This window comes from Candidatus Eisenbacteria bacterium (genome assembly GCA_016930695.1).
Lineage (GTDB): Bacteria > Orphanbacterota > Orphanbacteria > Orphanbacterales > Orphanbacteraceae > JAFGGD01.
The window spans coordinates 17,440-39,321 of sequence record JAFGGD010000007.1 but is presented as its reverse complement, the minus strand read 5'-3'; the positions used below and the strand labels follow the sequence as shown (position 1 = coordinate 39,321).

At 67.2% G+C, this 21,882-nt stretch carries 21 protein-coding genes; 2 read left to right on the top strand and 19 right to left on the bottom strand.

The annotated features are described in order from the left end of the window. Positions 1-42 precede the first annotated feature (42 nt). The 5 genes from JW958_00750 to rplS all read right to left on the bottom strand — a co-directional run bounded on the left by JW958_00750 (position 43) and on the right by rplS (position 6,015). Complete coding sequence (locus JW958_00750; GenBank protein MBN1824759.1) at positions 43-3,789, bottom strand: hypothetical protein; 3,747 nt, start codon at positions 3,787-3,789, stop codon at positions 43-45. Beyond that, a complete protein-coding gene (locus JW958_00745) occupies positions 3,786-4,433 on the bottom strand; it encodes a hypothetical protein (GenBank protein ID MBN1824758.1) in 648 nt (215 codons plus the stop codon). Before JW958_00745 ends, JW958_00750 begins: the two co-directional genes overlap by 4 nt. A 120-nt stretch (positions 4,434-4,553) precedes the next feature. After that, positions 4,554-4,958 (bottom strand): YraN family protein, encoded by a 405-nt coding sequence (locus tag JW958_00740; GenBank protein MBN1824757.1) that lies wholly within the window; start codon positions 4,956-4,958, stop codon positions 4,554-4,556. Further along, complete coding sequence (locus JW958_00735; protein ID MBN1824756.1) at positions 4,955-5,548, bottom strand: ribonuclease HII; 594 nt, start codon at positions 5,546-5,548, stop codon at positions 4,955-4,957. Before JW958_00735 ends, JW958_00740 begins: the two co-directional genes overlap by 4 nt. Before the next feature lie 122 nt (positions 5,549-5,670). After that, positions 5,671-6,015, bottom strand: a complete 345-nt coding sequence (gene rplS, locus JW958_00730; GenBank protein ID MBN1824755.1) for a 50S ribosomal protein L19 — start codon at positions 6,013-6,015, stop codon at positions 5,671-5,673. Positions 6,016-6,237: 222 nt separating this feature from the next. On the opposite strand from rplS, the gene JW958_00725 reads away from it, so the two are divergent. Continuing rightward, a complete protein-coding gene (locus JW958_00725; protein ID MBN1824754.1) occupies positions 6,238-8,115 on the top strand; it encodes a cation:proton antiporter in 1,878 nt (625 codons plus the stop codon). 79 nt (positions 8,116-8,194) lie between these two features. Here the strand turns inward: JW958_00725 and JW958_00720 are convergent, their stop codons facing one another. From JW958_00720 to ffh, 8 genes are all read right to left on the bottom strand, one after another. Further along, positions 8,195-9,502: a class I SAM-dependent RNA methyltransferase gene (locus JW958_00720; GenBank protein ID MBN1824753.1), complete on the bottom strand. Its 1,308-nt coding sequence runs from the start codon at positions 9,500-9,502 to the stop codon at positions 8,195-8,197. 43 nt (positions 9,503-9,545) lie between these two features. Next, entirely contained in the window at positions 9,546-10,991 is a 1,446-nt protein-coding gene (locus JW958_00715; GenBank protein MBN1824752.1) for a T9SS type A sorting domain-containing protein, read from the bottom strand. A 256-nt stretch (positions 10,992-11,247) separates the two neighbouring features. Continuing rightward, a complete protein-coding gene (locus JW958_00710) occupies positions 11,248-12,384 on the bottom strand; it encodes a BamA/TamA family outer membrane protein (protein MBN1824751.1) in 1,137 nt (378 codons plus the stop codon). Positions 12,385-12,397: 13 nt separating this feature from the next. Continuing rightward, on the bottom strand, positions 12,398-13,087 hold the full coding sequence (trmD, locus tag JW958_00705; protein ID MBN1824750.1) for a tRNA (guanosine(37)-N1)-methyltransferase TrmD: 690 nt from the start codon (positions 13,085-13,087) through the stop codon (positions 12,398-12,400). A gap of 11 nt (positions 13,088-13,098) precedes the next feature. After that, positions 13,099-13,614 carry a 16S rRNA processing protein RimM gene (rimM, locus tag JW958_00700; protein ID MBN1824749.1) on the bottom strand — a complete coding sequence of 172 codons (516 nt, stop codon included), beginning with the start codon at positions 13,612-13,614 and terminating at the stop codon, positions 13,099-13,101. Positions 13,615-13,930: 316 nt separating this feature from the next. Then, positions 13,931-14,161, bottom strand: a complete 231-nt coding sequence (locus tag JW958_00695) for a KH domain-containing protein (GenBank protein ID MBN1824748.1) — start codon at positions 14,159-14,161, stop codon at positions 13,931-13,933. Then, on the bottom strand, positions 14,158-14,667 hold the full coding sequence (gene rpsP / locus JW958_00690; protein ID MBN1824747.1) for a 30S ribosomal protein S16: 510 nt from the start codon (positions 14,665-14,667) through the stop codon (positions 14,158-14,160). Before rpsP ends, JW958_00695 begins: the two co-directional genes overlap by 4 nt. A 77-nt stretch (positions 14,668-14,744) precedes the next feature. Next, positions 14,745-16,061 (bottom strand): signal recognition particle protein, encoded by a 1,317-nt coding sequence (ffh, locus tag JW958_00685; GenBank protein MBN1824746.1) that lies wholly within the window; start codon positions 16,059-16,061, stop codon positions 14,745-14,747. Between the two features lie 179 nt (positions 16,062-16,240). On the opposite strand from ffh, the gene JW958_00680 reads away from it, so the two are divergent. Next, entirely contained in the window at positions 16,241-16,990 is a 750-nt protein-coding gene (locus JW958_00680) for a metal-dependent transcriptional regulator (GenBank protein MBN1824745.1), read from the top strand. A 23-nt stretch (positions 16,991-17,013) separates the two neighbouring features. Here JW958_00680 and JW958_00675 read toward each other — a convergent pair whose 3' ends face one another. The 6 genes from JW958_00675 to yajC form a co-directional block, all read right to left on the bottom strand. Next, positions 17,014-17,640 carry an OmpA family protein gene (locus JW958_00675; protein MBN1824744.1) on the bottom strand — a complete coding sequence of 209 codons (627 nt, stop codon included), beginning with the start codon at positions 17,638-17,640 and terminating at the stop codon, positions 17,014-17,016. 153 nt (positions 17,641-17,793) lie between these two features. Next, a complete protein-coding gene (rpe, locus tag JW958_00670) occupies positions 17,794-18,450 on the bottom strand; it encodes a ribulose-phosphate 3-epimerase (GenBank protein MBN1824743.1) in 657 nt (218 codons plus the stop codon). Further along, complete coding sequence (locus tag JW958_00665; GenBank protein MBN1824742.1) at positions 18,447-19,172, bottom strand: PASTA domain-containing protein; 726 nt, start codon at positions 19,170-19,172, stop codon at positions 18,447-18,449. Before JW958_00665 ends, rpe begins: the two co-directional genes overlap by 4 nt. After that, positions 19,172-20,515, bottom strand: a complete 1,344-nt coding sequence (gene rsmB / locus JW958_00660) for a 16S rRNA (cytosine(967)-C(5))-methyltransferase RsmB (GenBank protein ID MBN1824741.1) — start codon at positions 20,513-20,515, stop codon at positions 19,172-19,174. The genes JW958_00665 and rsmB overlap by 1 nt, the downstream gene beginning before the upstream one ends. Positions 20,516-20,517: 2 nt before the next feature. Further along, positions 20,518-21,456 carry a methionyl-tRNA formyltransferase gene (locus JW958_00655; protein ID MBN1824740.1) on the bottom strand — a complete coding sequence of 313 codons (939 nt, stop codon included), beginning with the start codon at positions 21,454-21,456 and terminating at the stop codon, positions 20,518-20,520. Continuing rightward, the gene (yajC, locus tag JW958_00650) at positions 21,453-21,806 is read right to left on the bottom strand and encodes a preprotein translocase subunit YajC (GenBank protein ID MBN1824739.1); all 354 of its coding nucleotides are present in this window, start codon (positions 21,804-21,806) and stop codon (positions 21,453-21,455) included. Before yajC ends, JW958_00655 begins: the two co-directional genes overlap by 4 nt. Positions 21,807-21,882: the final 76 nt, after the last annotated feature.

Genomic DNA, 21,882 nt, shown 5'->3' with positions numbered 1-21,882 from the left:
AAAGGGGAACGCACCGGGGTCGAGAAAAAGGAGAAGCGGGGACTAGCGGAGAAGAATCATCTTGCCGGTGCGGACGAGCCCGGCCGCCTCCAGCCGAGAGAGATAGATGCCGCTCCCCACCGGGCGGCCCGATCCGTTCTCGCCGTTCCACACCACATCGTTCCAACCGGCGGGGCTCTTCCCGTCGAACAGGAGCCGCACCATCCGGCCCGCCACGTCGTAGACGGCGAGCCGCGCCGAGGCGGGGCGCGAGAGATAGAATCGGAGCGTGGTGGTCGGATTGAACGGGTTGGGACGGTTCGGGTCGAGGCGAACGACGAAGGGCGCGGGCGCGCCCCCTTCCGGTGAGAAGAGGAAGAAGGACGAACCGGGGAGGCCGGCCTCCACCACGCGTTTCTCCGCGTCATAAGCCCCTTCGACACGGACCCAGGTGGAGCCTTCGAGCCGCCAGAGCGCCGGCGTCGGTCCCTCCTCCACCGGCTCCACGCCGTGCAATCGGACCGTGACCGGTCCCTCCAGGGAACCGAGGGCGACGCGGAAGGGGCCGGCGACCGGATCGGGCATGCCGTTCATCCGGTCCGCCAGCTCGTAGGAAGAGGCGGGAAGGAGAATCACATAGCCCTCGTCCGCCGCACCCGAGGCGGGGACCGCCACCTCCACCTTGCCGGCGGCGTCGTAGATCGATCCGCCCTTGGCGCCGCGGACGTAGGAGACGGAGAAGCCGCGGCTCGTTTCCGATTTGTTCCCGGCCAGATCCTCCCCCTCGACGCGCACGCTGCCGATCCCCGTCTGGGTGAGGCGGTAGCCCGCGTGGTAGATGTGTTCCACCGTGTTCAGGGGAAAGACGGAAAGCAGCGAGTCGGTTTCGCCCATGCTGAACCGGATCTTCGGCGCTTCGATCAGCGCCTCCGAGGCGACGACGATGAAATCCACGTAGGCGTTGGCGAAGGTGTTGGGGAGGATCCCGACGGTGTAGCCCGGCGCCTGCTGGTCCGCGTTGGCGAAGTCCTGCAGGAAAACCCGCGCCGCATTGCGATCCGCCAAGACGAGATAGCTGCTGTGGAGCGCCAGGTCATCCACCGCTCCGGCCGTGACCCGGTTGAAGATCACGCTGGGATTGTAGGCGTTGGTCAGGTCGAGCACCGAAAGGCCGCTCGTGCGGCGCGCCACGAACAGCGCGTCCTCGGCGATCTCCATGAAACGCGCGTCGAACATGTCGTTCCGGTCGATCACGAAAAGCGGGTTGGCCGGATTCTGGACGTCGATCACCTCCATGCCGGTGATCCGCTGGGTCAGATAGGCATAGCCGCCGTAGACGGCCACGTGGAACGCGCGGCGCCCGCTGCCGTACGTGCCGAGCGCCTCGATCGCCGACGGGTCGGTCACGTCGAGCAGGAAGAGGGAATTGGTTCGGTCGCGGGTGACCACGTAGGCCACGCCGTCACTGACCCGGACCGAGGTCGCCGCGGCCCCGCCCAAGTCGTACACGCCGTCGGTCACGTAGGAACCGACCCGGATCACCGTGTCGGTTCGCGAGACGTCGAATACCGCGAGCCCCCCCGTACCCTGCGCCACGTAGAGAAGCGAATCGACGACGTCCACACCTTGCGCCGCCGCGTCGAGAGGAATCCACCGGGAGAAGAAAGCCTGGGTGCTCAAGGGGAGGTCGAACATCGCCAAACGGTCCTCACCGTTCAGGGCGACGAAGGCGCGCCTCTCCTCGACGAAGAGATCGTTCGCCGGTCCGCCCAGGTCGTAGCGCTCGCCGACGGCGAGAGACTCCCCTCCCACCACCGCCAACGGCCAAACGCCCCCTTCGTCGTCGACGATGAGAATCCGCGAATCGGATGCGCCCGCCAGGCTCACCGGAGGCGAGGGCCGATAGCGACCCCGCCGGATCAGGTCGAAATCGTTGAACACCCCGTACTGTTCATATCCATCGGACCCGGCGGCCACGTGAATGGTGTTCCCCACCAAGCGGATGTCATAGGGATTCCCGGAGGACTCGACCGCCTTGACGTATTCCGGTCCGTCGGGATCGTCGATGGAGACGATGTGCAGATCCCCCGACCCGCCGATCCCCCCGTAGCCGGTGATGTAAAGGAATTCGGCGGATCGGATGATGTCCTCCAGCAGAATCGGCTTGTCGAAGAAAGGATCGATATCGAGCACTCCCACCGAATCGGGAGCCTCGGGATCGTTCACGTCGAGAACGAGGACGCCGGTGGTGCGCAGGCAGACGTAAAGCCGTCCCCCTTCCCCCCAGACTACGTCGGACACGAAATCGAACGGGTTATAGGCGCCCAGCTCGACGGGATGAAGCGGATCGGAGAGATCCAGGATCCTTAACCCGGCCGTTCCCTCGGCCACCGCGGCGAGATCGCCGGCGATGTCCACCGAACGAGCGAAGCGGTTCGATACCGAGCCGATCGGCACGGAATCGACGAGTGCGGGCGCCGAGGAATCGGAGACGTCCAACACGTAAACGCCCCGATCGACGGCGCAGACATAGAGAATCGAATCGCTTCGGGTCATCTCCGTCATGATTCCGGGAAGGGAGAGGTTCGCGATCCGCTCCCCGGCGGCGACGTCGTAAATCCGAACGCCGCCCGGAGTGTCGCGGTCCTCTATGGTGTAGAGCAGACTCCGCCGGACATCGCAATCGAGCACGTTCCCGTCCGTCACGATAACGCCGAGCGATTCGGGCTCCAGGGGATTCTCGAGCGACGCCAGAAATACTCCGGCTTCGCTCGTACCCAGAAACACGCTGTCCCCCAGGACGGAAACCGTTTGAATCGTGAAATTACCGGGAAGGTATCGCGTGAGAAGCGCCGTCGACTTCGGAAGGATCAGATCGGAGAGAACGACCCCGTCCCTTTCCGAGGCGAGCGCGACCAGATTTCCGGACCGGAAGACCCGGCCGATGCCGGAAGTGTCCTCCACGACCCCCACCGGTCCGCCGGAAAGATCCGATTTACGGAAGAGAAGAACGGAGTCGCCGGCGACCGCCGCCAACAGAGAGTCGATCCCGGCGATGCCGTCGAGGGTGTCCGGCGGAACCCACGTCCCGGCGAGAATCGACGGCGCCGACGAGTCGGCCACATCCACCGCGGCGATGCCCAAGGCGCCACGGGCGACGAAGAGGGTGTCCCCGGAGAGGACCAAATCGTTCGCCGGGGCGAGCTCGACAAGACCGGTGAGTGGAACTCCCTCCCAGGAGGAGATGTCCACCAGTTGCACGCCGGCGAGTTCCGTCGCCAGATAGGCGACCCGCCCGGCGGCGACCATGTCCTCGATCTCCACGCCCACGTCGAAGGCGCTGAGTTTCTCCGGATGGCCGGGATCGTCCAAACCGAAGATAACGAGGCCGTCCCGGTCGTCCGCCACCAGGATCCGCCCGCGGTTCTCCACGATCCTCCCGAAGGAGGAGCCCGCCGGTACGGTGTCCAGCATCACGGGGGCCCAGGGAACGGAGACGTCGACGGTGACCAAACCGCCGGTTCCGCAGCTCAGATAGACCAGCGAGTCGCCGGCGAAGATTCCCCGCCCCTCCCCGGGGATCGCCCTCTCGGCAATACGGGAAGGCTCGTACGGGGAAGAGGCGTTCACCACGGCGAACCCGGACGGATAAATCACGTATAAATAATCACCGACGAATTGAATATCCGCGGGAGCGGAGAAGAGCGCCGCCCCGACGGGGACGATCTCCTGCGCGCCCGGTGAGAGCGCCGTGAAAGCCAACATCCCCAGAACCCATGCCAGGGCGCCCGTCCTCACCGCTTTTCTCAATTCCCCCCCCCTCCCAGGCTCTCGATGGCGATGAGCAGGTCCTGCAGATACCCCGGCTCGCTCGGGTTCAGCGTGTTGTTCGGGTCGAGGAGGTCCACGATGTCGTGGGCGCGGTCGTATTCGGCGAGGGCGTAATAGGCGCGGGCGAGCAACACCCGGAGGCCGCCGGCGTTCACTTCCTCGTTGTACCGGAAGATCCAACCGTCGCCGCTCAGTTCGAGCGCATCCTCCCCGTATCGTACCGTCTTTTCGTAATGGGGCCGGGAGTTGCCGGTGAAAGTGAGCGCTTGGGTGTGGGCCATGTAGGCGGCGCCGTAACGGCAATCCACGCAGAGGCTGTCATAGCCGATCGCCTCCTCGAACTGCCGGAGCGCGAGCCCGCTCCAACCGAGTTCCAGGTTCACCCACGCTTGACCGGAGATGGCGGGCACATAGGTGGAATCGATTTTGAGGGCGTTCAGGTGCGCGTTGAGGGCGTCCTGGAAATCGCCCGTCTCATACCGTGCCCAGCCGACATCGGTCCAGTAAGCCTCATCCTTTGTCACGTTCCCGTTGCCGTTCGGATCATTGGGGGATTTCTCCGAACAACCGGCGAGGAGCGAGACCATGAGGAGGAGCGCCGCTGCGATGACCCGAAAGCCCATGATTCCCCCAAACCGTAACAGCCGATATGGCTATACCTTACTATAAAAAGCCGGGAACGGCAGCCCCTTTCGGGGACCCCCTCTCCATGCATCGGCCGGAACCGCGGGCGGCCCAAGACCCTACCGGGGGGGACGTCCGGAAGACCAGGTTCCCGTCGCCCTCCCCTCCCCGTCGAAGGCGTTTCTGAGGTGCTCGATCCTGTGGGAATCCCCCTCGGCGGTGATGGAGACGACGTCGAAACGGCACGGTCGGTCCGGATCGCCGGCCTCCAGCAAGTAACGCTCGGCGGCCCGCACCAGCCGGCGCCGCTTTCCGGGACCGACCGATCCCGCCGCCCCCCCGAAACCGGTGCCGCTCCGCAGGCGGACCTCCACGAAGACCAGATCCCCACCCTCCTCGGTGATCAGGTCGATCTCCCCGCGGGGGGTACGATAGTTGCGATCCAAGATCCGATGGCCCGCGTTTTCCAGAAAAGCCGCGGCGAGTCGCTCTCCCAAACGCCCCGATTCGGCGCGTTCCGTCATCGTCGTTCTCCCGGCGCGCAAGGAACGTGGAAGGTGGCGCGGTGCACGGCGGACGCCCCCCTCTCCCGGATCGCCTCGGCGTGATCCTCGGTGGGGTATCCCTTGTGGCCGGCGAATCCGTATACGGGAAGTAGACGGTCCAACGCCTCCATCAGCCGGTCGCGGAGAACCTTGGCGACCACCGAGGCGGCGGCGATCGACGGGACGAGCCGGTCTCCACCGACGACGGCGATTTGGGGGATGGGGAAACCGGTGAGCCGGCGGCCGTCCACCGCCGCCCAGTCCGGCGGTTCGGGAAGCGCCCGCACCGCGCGGATCATGGCGGTGCGCGCGGCGGCCAGGATGTTCCCCTCGTCGATCTCGCCGGCGCTCGCCAGCCCGACTCCGACGGCGCGGGCACTCCGCACGATACGGGGGAAAAGGGCCGAACGCGCCGCCGGGGAGAGCTTCTTGGAGTCGTCCAGTCCGTCCGGCGTTCGGTCCGGGTCGAGGATCACGGCGGCGGCCACCACCGGGCCCGCCAGTGGGCCGCGGCCCGCCTCGTCCACGCCCGCGACGGTCCGGCCGCGAAGCCGGAAGGGGCGCTCCAACTCGTCGGTCGGGTCGGGCCGTCTCTTCCGCCGCGCCGGGAAAAACGAGAAAGCCGTCTCCTCCAGGGTCACCCGGAAAAGACGGCCGACGAGTTCTTCCGAGAAGCGGTACGCGGGGGGCACTAGCCCCGTTTCTCCTTCACGCGCGCCGCCTTGCCGATCCGGTCGCGCAGATAGAAGATCCGTGCGCGGCGCACACGCCCGCGGCGGATCAACTTGATGGCGGCGACGGAGGGGGATTGGTTCGGGAAAACCCGCTCCACTCCGATCCCACCGCTCACCTTACGAACCGTGAAGGTCTCGGAAAACCCGCTGCCGCGCCGCTGGATCACCACACCCTGGAACACCTGTGTGCGCTCCTTGTCCCCTTCCCTCACGCGCACCGAGACGGCGATCGTGTCGCCCGCCCCGAAATCGGGAAGGTCCGTGCGGACCTGGCTCGACTGCAGCTGTTTGATCGAATCCATGCTTCCACCATCCTTCGTTCCCGGGAGGGGTACCCTCCCTCATAGAAACGATAAATCTAGCACATTTCTCCATCTTGTCAAGCCCCGGAATCCCCTCGGGAGGCGCCCCGAAAGGGGTGGCGCGGGAACCCGCCTCTGGCCCCGGGGAGACCGTTTGTGGTAGGAAAAGGGGACGGGGCGGATCTCCCGCCTGCGCTCCGGCGACGCCCCGAGGGAGGAACCATGCCGCACCCGACACTCGCCGATCCGGCGCTCACCGTCGCCCTCGCCCTGCTCGCGGGGCTGGCGGCGCAGTCGATCGCATGGCACCTGCGGATCCCGGGAATCGTGCTCCTTCTCGCCGCGGGGGCTCTCCTCGGCCCGGAGGCGCTCGGCGTGATCCGCCCGGAATCGCTGGGAGAGGCGCTCCGGGCGCTGGTCGGGTACGCGGTGGCGGTGATCCTCTTCGAGGGGGGACTCAACCTGAACCTCCGCCAAATCCGTCGCGAGTCGGGCGTGATCCGCCGGCTGATCACGATCGGCGCGGTGATCACCGCGCTCGGCGGCGCCGCGGCGGCCCACCTCCTCCTCGGCTGGGATTGGCGTCTCTCTCTCCTCTTCGGCACGCTGGTGATCGTCACCGGCCCGACGGTGATCCAACCCCTGGTCCGCCGGATCCGCCTTCGCAGCGACCTGCAGACCGTGCTCGAGGCGGAAGGAGTGCTGATCGATCCGATCGGCGCGATCGTCGCCGTGGTCGCCCTCGAACTGGCCGTCCACGCCGATTCCCCCTCCGTCGTTTCGGGCGCGCGGGAGCTGGTGGCCCGCCTCGGCGGAGGGGCGCTCTTCGGCGCCGCCGGCGGCCTGCTCCTCGCCGCCCTGCTTCGGCCCAAAAGATTGATACCGGAAGGTTACGAAAACGTGTTCGTCCTCGGCGCGGTGCTCGCCCTTTTCCACGGAAGCAACGCGTTTTTCCCGGAGAGCGGAATCGCGGCGGCGGTGACCGCGGGGATGGCGGTCGGAAACGTCCGGACACGCGTGCTGCGGGACCTCATGGAGTTCAAGGAACAGCTCACGCTCCTCCTCATCGGTCTCCTTTTTGTTCTCCTCGCAGCGGACGTCCGCTTCGCGGAGGTGAGGAGCCTCGGGTGGGCGGGGCTCGGCGTGGTGGCGGCGCTGATGTTCGTGGTCCGCCCCCTGAACGTGGCGGCAAGCACCTTCCGGTCCGGCCTCTCCGGACGTCAGGTGCTCTTTCTCTCCTTTCTGGCGCCGCGGGGAATCGTGGCGGCGGCGGTCGCCTCCTTCTTCGCCTCCGTCATGGACGAGGCGGGAATGGAGGGAGGTGCGGAACTCCGGGCGATGGTCTTCCTCGTGATCGCGGTCACGGTGCTCGTGCAAGGCCTCGCCGGGGGACCGCTGGCGTCGCTCCTCGGCGTGCGGCGCGGCGCGAGACGCGGGTACGCGGTGCTCGGCGCGAACGAGCTGGGGCTGGCGCTCGGCGCGGCGCTCCGCGAATGCGGCGAGGAGACGGTCTACATCGACTCCAACGCCGGCGCGGTCCGAGCCGCTCAGGAGGGGGGCTTCCGCGCCGTCTTCGGCAACGCCCTTGAGGAGCGGACCCTCCATCGCGCCGGGTTGGCGGACCGGGCGGGGTGCGTCGCCCTCACGCCGAACGAAGAAGTGAATCTACTCTTCGCCACCCGAGCGGGCGAGGAGTTCAAGGTGCCGAAACGGATCGTGGCGCTTCACCTCCGGGAGGGACACCTGAACGAGGGAATGATTCGCGAGGAAGGGGCGACGATCCTCTTCGGGGCGCAGCGGGACATTCACCTCTGGTCGCTCCGCCTCCGCAGGGGAAAGGGAATCGTGGAATGGTGGGCTCCGGACGGCGGTACAGAGGAGACGGAAGAGAGCCGAGAAGCGCCGGAAAACGTGATCCTCCCCCTTGCGGTTCACGCCGGCGGCCGGGGGAAGCCGGTGGACGACGAGACCCGCCTCCGGAAGGCCGATCGCGCCGCCTTCGTGATCGCCGGAGACCATCGTGCCGAGGCGGAGGAGTGGCTGCGCGGCGGGGACTGGCGACCGGACGGTCCGCCCCCGGGCGAACGGACGGGGAGTTGACCGGCGCCGTCCCTCCGTGTCGGAGGGTTCGGCCGGAAGAAGAGGGCGGGCTCTCCGGACCGGTCGGCGGGAAAGCGACTCAACGGGCGAGGACGAGCAGCGTCTCCAGATGGGAGGTCTGGGGGAACATGTCGATCACCCGGGCGCGCAGAGGTTCGTACCCTTCCCGGACCAGGCGGCCCGCGTCCCGGGAGAGGGTGGCTGGATCGCAACCGACATAAAGGATCCGCCGCGGGGCGAGGGAGACCAGGGCGTCGAGGGCGGCGGGCGCGAGTCCCTCCCGCGGCGGGTCGACCAGAGCGATCGCCTCACGCGAATCACCCCGTGGAAACCCCCGCGCGGACCATCCCGCCACGATTTCCTCCACCGCGCCGTGGATCACCTCCACCCTGCCCGCGGCATCCGGGTCGCGCCGTACGTTCGGCCCGGCGTCGCGGATCTCGGAACCGCCGCTCTCCACCAACAGAATCCTCTCGAAACGATCCGCCAGGGCGAGGGAGAAGAGCCCGACGCCTCCGTACAAGTCGAGTAGGAGCGGGGCGGGCGTTCCGGGCGAGGCGCCGGCCTCGTCGAGCGCGGCGACTACGAGGGAAAGCAATCCTTCCGTCTCGGCGAGGTTCACCTGGAAGAAACTGCCCGCGTGGACGCGAAACCGCTTTCCGGCGATACGGATCTCGAGATGCTTCTTTCCGTGCGCGCGCCGCCCGGCTGCGAGTACGCCCGCGCAGGAGGCGGGAGGAGGTTCCCGCCGGAGAGCGGTCGGCGTCCGCGCCGCGAGGCGATCCGCGCCGCGGCCGCGGCTTCCGAGGGAGAGGAGAAAACCGCCCCGCCCGTCGAAACGGATCGTCGCCTCCTCCGCCGGAGGAAGTCGCCGCAACAGGGGGAGCGCCTCTTCGTGAAAGAGATCGGGAAGAAGATGGTTTCGTTCCAAAGGAATCAGGCGGCGCGTGCCGGGGAAGTGCATCCCGTACAAACCCGCGCCGTCGCCGTGAAGGCGGATCTTGTTTCGGTAACCCCAGGGGGGGCCGACCGGCTCCGGCGGCTCCACGAAATCGGCGGGAACGATCCGGCCGATCCGGGAGAGACAGTCCCGGAGGATCTCGGTTTTCGCGGCTCGCTGGGCGTCCAGCCGCATGTGCGCCAGGTCGGCGCCCGCGAGAGCTCCCGGCGGGCCGGGCGGCGGTTCGACCCGGTCCGGCGAAGGGTCGAGGATCTCCGTCGCCTCCGCCTCCACCACCCCCCGGGCGCGCCGGACGATCCGCGTGAGGACCCTCTCCCCCGGCAGGGCGCCCCGCACGAAGAACACCTCCCCCCCCACCCTCGCGAGGCCCGCTCCACCCGTGGCGAGTTTCTCGATGGTCGTCTCGATGACCGGCGCTTCGTCCATGCTCCCCCGCGCCCGGCCGGATCGAGCCGGGCGCACGCCCATTCTAGCGGATCAGGAGCAGTTTGCGGGTTTCTTCGGCGCTTCCGGCGCGGAGCCGTGCGAAATAGACGCCGGACGGGGCCGCTCGTCCGGATCCGTCCCGACCGTCCCAAACCGACTGGAAGGCGCCGAATCCCAGGCGGCCCTCAAAGAGCGTGACGATCCGCCTCCCCGATAGATCGTGGATCGAGAGGGCCGCCTCGGAGGGACGGACGAGTTCGAAAACGATACGGGTCTCCGGGTTGAACGGGTTCGGCCGGTTGGGGAGAAGACGAAGCGAGGGAGGATCGCTTCGGCCGGCTGCGGTCACCCCGGTCAGATTCGACGTCGTGTCGCAGAAAAGCCTCCAGGCGTCGTTCGGATAGCATCCCTTTACCCCGCTCGCCGGAAGCTGTCCCGCTGCGACCACCGCGCCCTCGCCGTCGAAAAGGATCAGATCGACATCGGCCGGAATCACATGACGAACGTGATCGAGGTGGATGGAGAAATTCGACGAGGCGACGAGAGTGTCACGGTCGATCAGCTCATCCGACTCCGTGTCTCTCGCCTCGAGCACGTAATCCCCCTCCATCGGGATTGTGTCCATGTCCACGAGAAGGAATTCGACGGGCCACTTCGCGGAGTGGAGGAACAGGCGAAAATTATCCCAGCGGTAGTCGATGTCGTGATTCCGAGCCCACTCGCACATGGATTTCAGTTCCGTCTTCCGGCAGGTTCGCATGTCGAGCTTGCGGCTCCCCAGACAGATCCATTCACCGTTCCGCCGGACATACCCCGTGGCGGTGGTAGAATCGTCCTCGTCGAAACCGAAGTTGTCCACCATCGTGGGAAAGAAACGATCTGCTTCGTCGCCGAAGAGAGTGTCCATGTCGACTAAATATCGGTCGCTCCACTCGTGCCATTTGACGCGGAATCCCCATTTCCCGCCGGGCGGGTTCCAACCCGGCCCGGTCCCCTCGCCGAATAGATATCCGACGGAGACGGTGGCGTTGAAGTCCCCGCCGGCGCCGCAGCAATTGCAACAGTAGTGATGGGCCATCCGCGCCACCGCCGGTCCGCCCCAGGGATTGACGGCCGGCTCGGCGGGATCCATGTTCCGCATCTCCACGACCGAGACGAGTTCCAGTGTCTCCAGCGAGGCCGCCACCCATCCTCGATAGGTGTATGGGTTGGTCTGGATGCCCCGGTGCTGGCCTAGCTTCTCCGGACCGGTGTTGCCGAACACCTGGAAATATCCGTCCCTTTCGCGAAAATCGAGCGAAGAATCGGCGTACATCGGTTGCCAGGGGACGAGGGCGGCGAGAATGGAGGAGGTGTCCATCACGCCGTCGTTGAAGTCGTCGACGAAGAGAGATCCGTCGGAGGTCTTCTCGGGGAGAAGAACACCGATGCTCGCCGCCGATCCGGCACTCACGACAAGAAGAGACAAGATGCACAAGAATCTACGCATGAAGATCGCCCTCCCTTTTCCATGGAGATGAGCGCGATCCCCCGCGTTGGAGCCTTTACATTGCTAAGTTGATATTGCTGCAATGTGTATGTCCTTGCGGCGAACCGCATATGTTGAATATAATACTAACATATATTTCATTTTTTTCTATTGATCAATATCATCTATGGGAATGGGGATTGAATCGATCTCCGGAAGACAAAACAGCATAGGGAGAGCGAAGGAAGGTTTTACGTGAACGTCCGGCGCGAACCGCCTAGAACGCCTCGCCGAAGTTGACGTACACGCCCGACTCGTCGGCGCCGTAGGCGATATCGAGACGGAGCCGGAGGCGTTCCTCCGGTTTCACGTCGTACCGGAAGCCGAACCCGAAACCGTGTTTGAACTTCGATCTCTTGAAGTCCCCGGGATCGCGGACTACATCGCCGGCGCCGCCGTAGAGGACCGCGCCGAGGCGTCCCGTGAGCGGGAGGCGGTACTCCGCTTGCAAGGCCGCCTTCATCCGGTCCACGTAACGGCGGCCGTGGTATCCCCGGAGGATCGACTCGTCGCCGAGGCCGTAGAGGAGTTGGAAGGGGGGCGAGCCGGTGCTCGCCTCGAAGAGCAGATGCGCCCCGATGGAGTGGTCGCCGCCGAAACCGGGAAAGAAGGCGCGGCCGTCCAGGGCGAAGGCATTGTAGGCGAAATCGGAGCCGGTGCGCCGGTCGCCGAAATCCGCCGTCCCCTGCAGAAGGAAACCGCCGTCGGGGAGGAAAGGGTGGTTCCGCCTGTCCCAGCCGAATCCGAAGCCGATGGTCGCGGTCTTCGCGCCGCCGCCCCCGTCTACGGCACCCTCCGCGATCGCGCCCCCCTCCTCCGCGTCCCGGACATCGACGTCCATGAAGGAAAAGCGCGGCCCGGCGTAAAGCCCCTCAGCGAGCCTCCGCCGCACGCCGAAGAGAACCGTCGGGCCGCGTTGCGTATAAGTTTCCTCTTCCTCCGCGCGGCTGTTCCGCCCGATTCCATAGAAGAGATCCGGGTAGTTTTCGTACTGGGCTTCGGCGAGAAACCGCCAGTCATCCTCCCGGAGGAAGAGATCCGCCTTGACCACGATTTGAGTCTGTTTCTTTTCTGTGTGAACCAATAAGACGGCGATCTGGGAAGGCCGGTGCGCCTCCGGCCGATCCTCCGGGCGGTGGATCACCAGGAGCGCCGCGCCCCCTCCGAGATGCGTTTCGGGGGTGTAGAAAAGGACCGGCAAGGGGAGGAAGGAGAACCCTCCCTCCGGCGCGGGTTTCTCCGCGGCGGCGGGAGGGACGTGGAGCGCGGCGACAAGAACGAGGAGCGCCGCCGCCGGGAACAAAGAGGCGAGCCACGTGATCACCTGGGACGCGATTCTCTTCTCCCATCGCATCGGCGGGTATTCCCTATTCTACCGGGCGACGCGGCAGGTCGGGTCGTCGTTCCACGGTGCGCCGCCGCGCCTCCTCTTCCCGCCAAGCCGCGATACGGGCGTGGTCTCCGCTGAGGAGAACCTCCGGCACGCGGAGACCGCGGTAGCTCTCGGGGCGCGTGTAATCGGGCGGTCCGAGGGTTCCGCGGGAGAAACTGTCCTCCTCCGCCGAATCCTCGTTGCCGAGCGCGCCGGGGAGAAGCCGGATCGCCGCGTCCAAAAGCGCCATCGCGGGGATCTCGCCTCCGCTCATCACGAAATCGCCCATCGACAGTTCCAGATCCACCATCTCGTTTCGAAAACGCTGGTCGACGCCGCGGTAACGGCCGCACACGAGTATCCATGCATCTTCCCGGATCATCCTCTCCACGCGGTCCTGCCGGAGAGGCTCCCCCTGGGGCGTGAGCAGAACCACCGGCGTCTTCTCGCCCCTTTCCTCCCGGATCGACTCCACCGCCCGGAAAAGGGGATCGCACATCATGACCATTCCCGGCCCTCCGCCGTATGGGGAATCGTCCACCGTTCGATGGCGGTCGTCGGTAAAATCCCGCAGGTTCACCGGGACGATCTTCGCCTTCCCCGCGTCGATCGCTTTGCCGGTGACGCCGGAAGCGAGGGGGCCGGGGAAGAGATCCGGAAATAGGGTGATGACGTAAAAAATCATGTCCGTGCGGCTCAACCGTTTAGACCTAATAGACCGGGGAGCGGATCGACGGTCATCACACCGCCGTCGATCCCGACGATCAGCCCGGGCGAATCGGGGAGAAGCGTTTCCCCTCCTTCGCCGACGACCCGATAGAGGTCACCCGCCGGATAGGGGAGCACATCCTCGAGCACGCCGAGGTCGCGGCCTTCCCGGGTCACGACTCGAAGGCCGATCAGGTCCTCGTGGAACGGACCTTCGACGCCTACCGCCGCCAGGTCTTCCCGGTCCGCAAAGATCACCGCGTTCCGAAGCGCTTCCGCTCCGTCCCGGTCGCCGGCGAGGGCGGTCGAGATCAAACCCGAATCCGCGAAGGAGGGCCTCACCTCGAAATCGGTTTCCTTTTCGCGTCCCTTCTCGTCCACGAGCAGTATCCTGCGCAGATCGGGAAAAGCCGCCGCGAAGCGACGGTCCAGATAGACCCGGACCTCCCCCTGCAGCCCATGCGCCTTCCCGACCCCACCGATCCGGATCCACTGCGACTCCATCGACTTCTCTTTCTTCCTTCTTCCCCGTATCGCCCCGGCCTCGACCCGCGGTCCACGAGCGCGTTCGTTGACGAGACGCCGGCGGACGAGGCGAGAGACGGCCTTATTACAGGCCCTCGACCCACCAAGGCCGTCGACCCGCGGTCCGAGGGCCCATTCGTGACGAGGCGCCGAACGCCGAGGCGAGAGGGCGCCTCGGACGAGGAGCTTCCGGAGTCGTAGCCTTAGCTACGATGGAGGAAGCGACGATGGAGAGGCGGCCTTGCAGCCCGGCGTTCGACGCCGCAGTAGAATGGACCCTCGGACCGCGGGTCGGTTAGTCTACTATGCTCAGTACGGCCTTCCGCCCCTCCTTCGCCGAAACCACGCCGAGAAGGGCGCGGATCGATCGGGCGGTCCGACCGTTCTTACCGATCACTTTGCCCAGGTCCTCCTTGGCTACGTGGAGGAGGAATTCGACGCCGCCGTCCCTCTCCACCTCCTCGACCCGTACCTGATCCGGATTGTCCACCAGGTGCCGCGCGATGTATTCGACCAGCTCCCTCATTCCTTGACTTCCTCGCCGGGCTCGGCGCCCTCCTCGGGCGGGACGGCCTCCGCCTCGATCCCGGCGGCGGGCTCCTCGGCGGCCGCTTCGGCGACCGGCTCCTCGGCGACGGCGACCGGCGCTTCCTCACTCGGCCCGGAGGGAGCGTCCTTCTTCCCCTTCCGTTTCGATCCGTGCTCGTCCAGCGGATGCCCGAAGATCTCGATGGTGACCTTGCGCTCCTCTTCCCGCAGCTCCTCTCCGGAACGGGCGGACTGATAACGGGAGAGAACGCCGGCGCGGGCGAAGATGTTTTCCACCGTACCGCTCATCTCCGCGCCGTCTCCCAGCCAGCGGAAAGCCTTCTCCTGGTTCACCTGCACCTTGGCCGGATTGTGGATCGGGTTGTAGCTTCCCAGTACCTCCACGAACCGCCCATCCCGGGCGTTCCGCGAATCGGTTACGACGATGCGATAAAAGGGGCGTTTTTTGCGTCCATGCCTGGCCAGTCGAATCTTGGTCGACACCTTCTCCGTCTCCTCTCGGACCGGACCCCCGGTCCGGCCTTTTTGCTTGAAATGAAAAACGTTTTCTTTCGTTCGGGCTACACGCCCCAGGGAAGGGCCATCCCCTTTCTCCTGCCGGAGCGGCTCATCATCTTCCGGATCATTTCGTACTGTTTGACGAGCTGGTTCACCTCCTGCACGGAGGTGCCGCTCCCCCGGGCGATTCTCTTTCTACGGCTGCCGTTCAGGATCGCGGGTTCCCCCCGCTCCCGCGGCGTCATGGACGATAGTATCGCCTCGACCCGCCGGACCGCGCCGTCTTCCATGGACACCCCTTTCGGCAGTCGCGCCGCCCCCGGCAGCATTCCGAGGACCTGGTCCAGGGGGCCCATTTTCTTGAGCGCCCGTATCTGATCGGCGAAATCGTCAAGCGTGAAGGCGTTCCGCCGCAGCTTCTCCGCCAGTCGCTCCGCCTGTTTTTCGTCGAATACCTCCCGCGCTTTCTCGGCGAGGGTGACCACGTCGCCCATCCCCAGAATGCGGGTCGCCATCCGCTCGGGATGGAACTCCTCCAGCGCGTCGATCCCCTCGCCGGTTCCGAGGAACTTGATCGGCTTGCCGGTGACCGAGCGAATCGAGAGCGCCGCGCCGCCGCGGGCGTCGCCGTCCATCTTGGTCAGGAGGAAGCCATCCACGCCGACCCGGTCGCGGAAGGCCTCGGCGACGTTGACCGCGTCCTGGCCGGTCATCCCGTCCACGACGAGAAGCGTCTCCGTCGGCCGGACCGCGTCATGGATCCGGACCACCTCGTCCATCAGCTCCTCGTCCACGTGGAGCCGTCCCGCGGTGTCGACGATCACCACGTCGACGAGGCGGCCGCGGGCTTCCCCGATCGCGCGCCCGGCGATCTCCTCCGCCTTCTCCCCGCCGGCGCCGCGAATAAAATCGCATCCCACCGCGGCGGCGAGCTGTTCCAGCTGGTCCGCCGCCGCCGGACGGTGCGTGTCCGCCGCGACCAGGAGCGTTCTCTTCCCCCGCTTCGCGAATCGGGCCGCGAGCTTGGCCGACGCCGTCGTCTTCCCCGACCCCTGCAGGCCGACCATCAGGATCACCGTCGGCGGCTGGGAGGCGAGGGATATCGACGAGGACCGGCCGCCGAGGAGCCGCACCAGCTCGTCGTGGACGATCTTGACGATCTGCTGCCCCGGCGAGAGGCTCTCCAGAACCTCCGCGCCGACGGCTCTTTCCCGCACGGCGCCGAGGAACTCTTTCACCGTCCGGTAGTGTACGTCCGCCTCGAGAAGGGCGAGCCGGATTCCCCGGAGCCCCTCTTTGACGTCCTTCTCGGACAACTTGCCCCGCCCGCGCAGCTTGCGGAACGCGGCGTCCAGCTTTTCGGTCAGCTCGTCGAACATGCTCCCAATCCAAACCAGACTAGGCGGGACCTAAACGAGTAATCTAGCACGCATTCGGCCGGGGTTCCATCCCCAAATTCTCCCCTCCCCTCCCCGACTCCGAGAGGACCGGGAGAGGGGCACTATCCCGTTGACCCTCTCCTCCCCTTCCTGATAGACAGGGTACGAAGGAGAACGCCATGGAGAACCGGGAGCAGCCCCCCGCCCTGACCGGCGCCCTGGAAGACTACCTGGAGACGATCTACGAGCTGGTCCGGGACCGTAAACTGGCCCGCGTACGCGATATCGCGAGCCTTCGCGGCGTCCGCTCGGGGTCGGTTTCGCCGGCGATGAAACGGCTGGCCGACATGGGGCTCATCCGCTACGTCCGCCGGGAGTACATCGATCTCACCCCCGAGGGTTTGGAGCAGGCGCAGCGCGTGTACGCCCGTCACCGCATCCTGACCCGCCTCTTCGAGGAGGTACTCGGCCTCTCCCGGGAGGACGCGGTGGAGAACGCCTGCTGCATGGAGCACAGCCTCACCCGTCAGGGGATGTCCTCTCTGGTCCGCTTCTTCGAATTCCTCCAGGTGTGCCCCGAGGGACGGCGCCTCCTCGATCTGTTTCAACACTGCGGGCTCGTGCGCGACAACCCCTCGGCGGAGTGCGAATTGGCCTGCGAGGCAAGGGAGCGCGCCCGCGCCGATCGCCTCGGCCGTCTCCGGAATCTCGCCGAGATGGAGGCGGGCGAAAGGGGCCGGGTCGTTCAGGTGAACGCCACCGGCGCGCTCCGGCAGAAGATCCTCGATCTCGGCATACTGCCGAACGGAGTGGTGACGGTGGTCGCCTTCCAGACGGATGAGGACGCTTTCCGCATCCGCCTGGAAGGTTTCGAGATCGTCCTCGGCCGGGACGAGGCGGAGGCGGTTCTCGTCGAGTCGGCCGACTGAGGGAACTTCGCGCGGTATCCGGGCTATTCCATGAAATCGCGGACGGCGATCACCACGCGGCGGTTCTGCGCCCGCCCCTCGGCGGTGTCGTTCGACGCCACCGGTCTCTCCTCGCCGTAACCGACCACGGCCAAGCGGGTCGGGTCCGCCTTCCCCTTCGACAGGATGTACTGAAGCACCGACAGCGCCCGCGACGTGGAGAGTTCCCAGTTCGACGCATAGCGGTCCCGGAACTTCGGCGCGATCGGCACGTTGTCCGTGTGCCCCTCGATCAGGATGTATCGGTCGGGGTACTCATCCAGGACATTCCAGATCCGGTCGATGATCGACCGTCCGTTCTTGGAAAGCGTCGCGCTACCGGAGCCGAACGTGGCCGCGTCCGTGAGGGTGATCCTCTGGCAGCCTTCCTTCTCCTGCATGCAGACCTGCTCCGTCTCCTCCAGATCCTTCAGCGCCCCCCGGAGGTTCTGCTCCAGGTCGTCGGCCCGCGTCTTCTCCGCGAGGGCCTTTTCCTCCAGCGTGGCGACGCGGTCCTGCAGCCGGGTGATCTCCTGGTCCTTCTGGAGCAGAAGCTCCTTTTTCCCCGAGCACCCCAGACCCGCCGCCAGGATAAGGACGAGACAGTAGACGCCGATGCGTTTTCCGGCCATCGATTTCCCCCTTTTCCTTCGCGAAAACCCACCTCGAAGCCGGCGCGGCGCGCCGACGTCTTCTCAGTGTACCCGCCGGACGGTGAAAGGCAAGGAGGAAGGCGAGAGCGGGGTGCGGGAGTTTCGGCGGGGGCGCCTCCGCGGCGCGGGCGTTCAGTCCCCTCCCGCGATGAGGCGCATCTCGGCGGCCCGGTCGGCGGCTCCGAAGACGGCGGAGCCGGCGACGAGCAGATCCCCCCCCGCCTCGCGGACGATCGGCGCGGTTTCACGATTCACGCCTCCGTCCACCTCGATCCGAAAACCGAGCCCCCTCTCGTCGCGGACGCGGCGTGCCTCGCGGATCTTGGGAACCACTTCGCGCATGAACGATTGTCCCCCGAAGCCCGGGTTCACGGTCATGATCAGAAGGTGGTGGATCCCGTCGATCCAGGGGAGGACCGCCTCCAGCGGGGTGGGCGGGTTCAGCACCAGGCCGGGCCGCGCGCCGGAAACGCGAATCGCCTCCAGGGTTCCCTCCACGTCGGCGCACGCCTCGGCGTGGATCGAGATCCAGTCCGCTCCCGCCTTCCGGAAGGCGGGAACGAGATGAGCCGGCTCGCGAACCATCAGATGCGTGTCGAGCACCGCCGAGGATAGCCTGCGGATCGCCCGGACCACGATCGGGCCGAAGGTGAGGTTGGGGACGAAACGGCCGTCCATCACGTCCAGATGCAGGGTGCGCGCCCCCGCCTCCTCCACGCTCCGAATCTCCTCGCCGAGACGCGAGAAATCCGCTGAGAGGAGAGACGGCAGGACCTCGGCGCGGTTCACGGCGACGCCACTTTCAGCTCGATCCGGCGGTCCCGGTCGAGCCGCACGCCGGGGGGCGGGGTTTGCGCCAGCACCGTCCCCTCCGGCTTGTCCGTTTCGGTTTCGTACGCGACGTTCGCCAGGGAGAGCCCGAAGAGACGGAGGTGGCGCCTCACCTCCGCGAGCGGAAGCCCGACCAGGTCGGGCGCCAGGAAACGGGAGGGCTCGGGACCGAGGCTGACCAGAAGGTCGACCGGCGCCCCCTTGAGGGTCGCCGTTCCGGCCACGGGGTCGGTGGCGATCACCCGCTGCTCCTCCACCGTTTCGTGGGGAACGGAGATCACGCCTCCCACGCGGAGCCCCTTCTCGGCGAGGGCGATCCGCGCCTGGCGGATCCTCTCCCCCACCAACTCCGGTACCGCCGCTCTCTCGGCTCCCGCGGAGAGGATCACGCCGATCCGCCGCCCGCGCTTGACCCTCTCCCCCGCAGCCGGGCGCTGGCGGAGCACGATGCCGGAATCGAGGAGCGCGCTGAATTCGATCCGGTCGACCGCGAGGTAGAGCCCGGTCTCCTCCAGACGGAGGGACGCCTCTTCCTCGGGCAGCTCCTCGATCGAGGGTACGCTCACCACGTCCCCACGCCCGACCACGCCCCCCATGACCACGTCCATGAGGAAGATCCCCCCGACGAAAGAGAGAGCGCCGAGGGCGACGGCGATGAGCAAAAAACGAAACACGCGCATCAGCGATCGATCCTCCGAAGGCGGGCCGCGAAAGCGCCGTCGCACCGATGCGTTTCCGGGAGGATCCGCACCGTCCCGTCCGGGGCGACGCAGCTTTCCGGGAGATCGGCCGGCGGCGCCTCGAGCCGGAACCGCCGGTTCTCCCCGAGAAAGCGCCCCACCGTCTCCTCGTTCTCCTCCGCCTCGGTGGTACAGGTACTATAAACGAGCAGCCCGCCCGGCTCAACAAGCTCCGCCGCCGAGCGGATCATGCGGATCTGCAGGCGCGCGAGGCGGGCGGGGTCCTCCTCGCGCACGCGCCAGCGGAGATCCGGCCTCCGCGCAAGCACGCCGAGACCGCTGCAGGGAACGTCGAGGAGGACGAGGTCGAATCGGGCGCGCCGAAGAGGGGGCGCCAGCGCGTCCGCCGCGGCGATAAGGAGCCTGTCCGCGGCGACCCGCCTTCTGTTTTCCTCCAGGCGTCGCAGCCTCCTCTCCGAGAGGTCCAGCGCCGCCGAGCGCCCCTCCGGGCCGAGCGCGACGGCGATGGGGAGGATCTTCCCCCCCGGCGCGGCGCAGAGATCCGCCACCCGCGCCGCGGGGTCCACCGGCTCGGCGGCCCGCCCCGCCGCCGCGATCCCTTCGTCCTGCACGATCATCTCCCCGCGCCGGAAGGGGGCGAGACGGGAGGGATCCCCGCCCTCCCGCAGCATGAGGACGGCCGGGTGGAGCGCGCTCTTCAGAACGATCGCCCCCTCCGCCTCCAGCTCCCCGGCGATGGCATCAACCTTTTTACCGTCAAGCACACGGAGGGAGAGAGGAGGGATCCGGTTCCCCGCCGCCATCCGGAGAGCGGCGCGCTCCACGCCGAGACGAGCGACCCAACGGGAGGCGAGCCATAGAGGATGAGACTCCCGGATCGACAGATGTCCCGCCGGGTCGTCCTCGATGGAGGGGATCCCCGGGGGTTCCCCTTCGCGCAGGAAACGGCGGAGTACGCCGTTCACGAGGCGCGCCGCCGGTTCACCGCCGCTCCGCCGGGCGAGGGCGACCGTCTCGAACACGGCGGCGCGCGCCGGGACGGCGGAGAGAAAGAGGAGCTGGAAGAGGCCCGCCCGGAGAAGGTTCCGGGTGCGCGGATCGAGTCGCTCCGGTCCGCTCCGGTCGAGGAAGCGACCGAGGATCCAATCGATCCGGCCGCGGTTCTGCAGCACGCCGCGCACGATCCGGCGGGCGAGCCCCCTCTCCCGTCCGTCCGGGCCGGCGACCCGGTCCCCCCGCTCCAGGGCCGGTTCCAGGAAAAGACCCTCTTCGACGGCGATCAGCGCGGTGAGCGCCGCCGCGCGGGCGCCTCCCCGGCCCATCGTCACGCCTCCCCGGCGAGCGGGGCGCCGACGGGAAAACGGACGCCGGCGAGAAGGGCGCGCGCCTCGACGCGCCGTTTCCCCGGAAGCTGCACTTCCTCCAGGCGAACCGCTCCCTCTCCGGCGGCGATCACGAGACCCGACCGCGCCTCGGCGACGAGCACCGTCCCCGGCGCCCCCTCTCCCTCCGTTTCGGAGGCGCGCCAGATCCGCATCGCCCCCCGCGACGTTCCGGTGAAGGCGACCGGCTTCGGATTCATCGCCCGCACAAGACGGACGACGCGCGCCGCCGGCGCGGCCCAATCGACGCGCGCCTCTTCCTTGCGGATCGGCGGGGCGTGGGTCGCCCGCTCCTCCCTTTGCGGCTCGCGCGGACAATCCCCCCGCTCCAATCGATCCAGCGTCTCCACCAGAAGCCTCCCACCGATGCGCGCGAGCCGTTCCGCCAGCTCTCCGGCGGTCTCTCCCTCTCCGATCGGCGTCTTCTCCCGAAGGAGCATCTCCCCCGTGTCCAGCCCCTCGTCGATCAGCATGGTGGTGATCCCCGTCTCCGTCTCCCCCTCGAGAATCGCCCTTTCGATCGGCGCGGCGCCGCGGTAGGCGGGGAGAAGCGAGGCGTGCGCGTTGACGCACCCGCGGGGAGGGAGGGCGAGAAAGGGGGGCTTCAGTATGCGGCCGAAGGCGACCACGGCGACCGCTTCGGGGGCCAGTTCCCGGATCGAGCGGAGGGATTCCTCCGAGGAGGGGCGCGCCGGCTGGAGAACCGGAAGCCCCAGCTCCTCGGCGCGCGCCTTGACCGGCGGCGGCTCCTGCTTCCGGCCGCGCCCCCGCGGGCGGTCCGGCCGGGTGAGCACGCCCACCAGCCTGTGCCGGGAGGCGCCGGCGATCGCGTCCAGGGAGGGGAGCGCGAAGGCCGGCGTGCCGGCGAAGAGAATCCTCATTCCTTCTGTTCCGGCTGCGGGGACGCCCCTTCGCCCGCGATCCCTTCCAAGCTGCTCCGGAGCACTTCCACCTTCACGTTCTCGGCGATCCGGACCACCACCACCTTTTCCTTGATTCCCACGATGGTGCCGAGAAGACCGCCCCGCGTGACCACCCGGTCCCCCTTCTTGAGGGCGTCGAGCATTTTTTGGCGGTCCTTCTGGCGCTTGAACTGCGGCCGAAGAAAGAGGAACCACCAGATGAGAAAGAGACCGCCGAAGAGAAAGAGCAGGCCGAATCCGCCGCCCCCTCCCGACGAGGCGCCGCCGCCGCCCGATGAGCCCATGGCGAGAAGCCAGTGCGCGTTCATGAAACCCTCCCGTGCTCGGGTTGTTGGTTCGTTTTCGATCCCCGCCATCTTCCCCGATCCGCGCGGGACCTGGCAA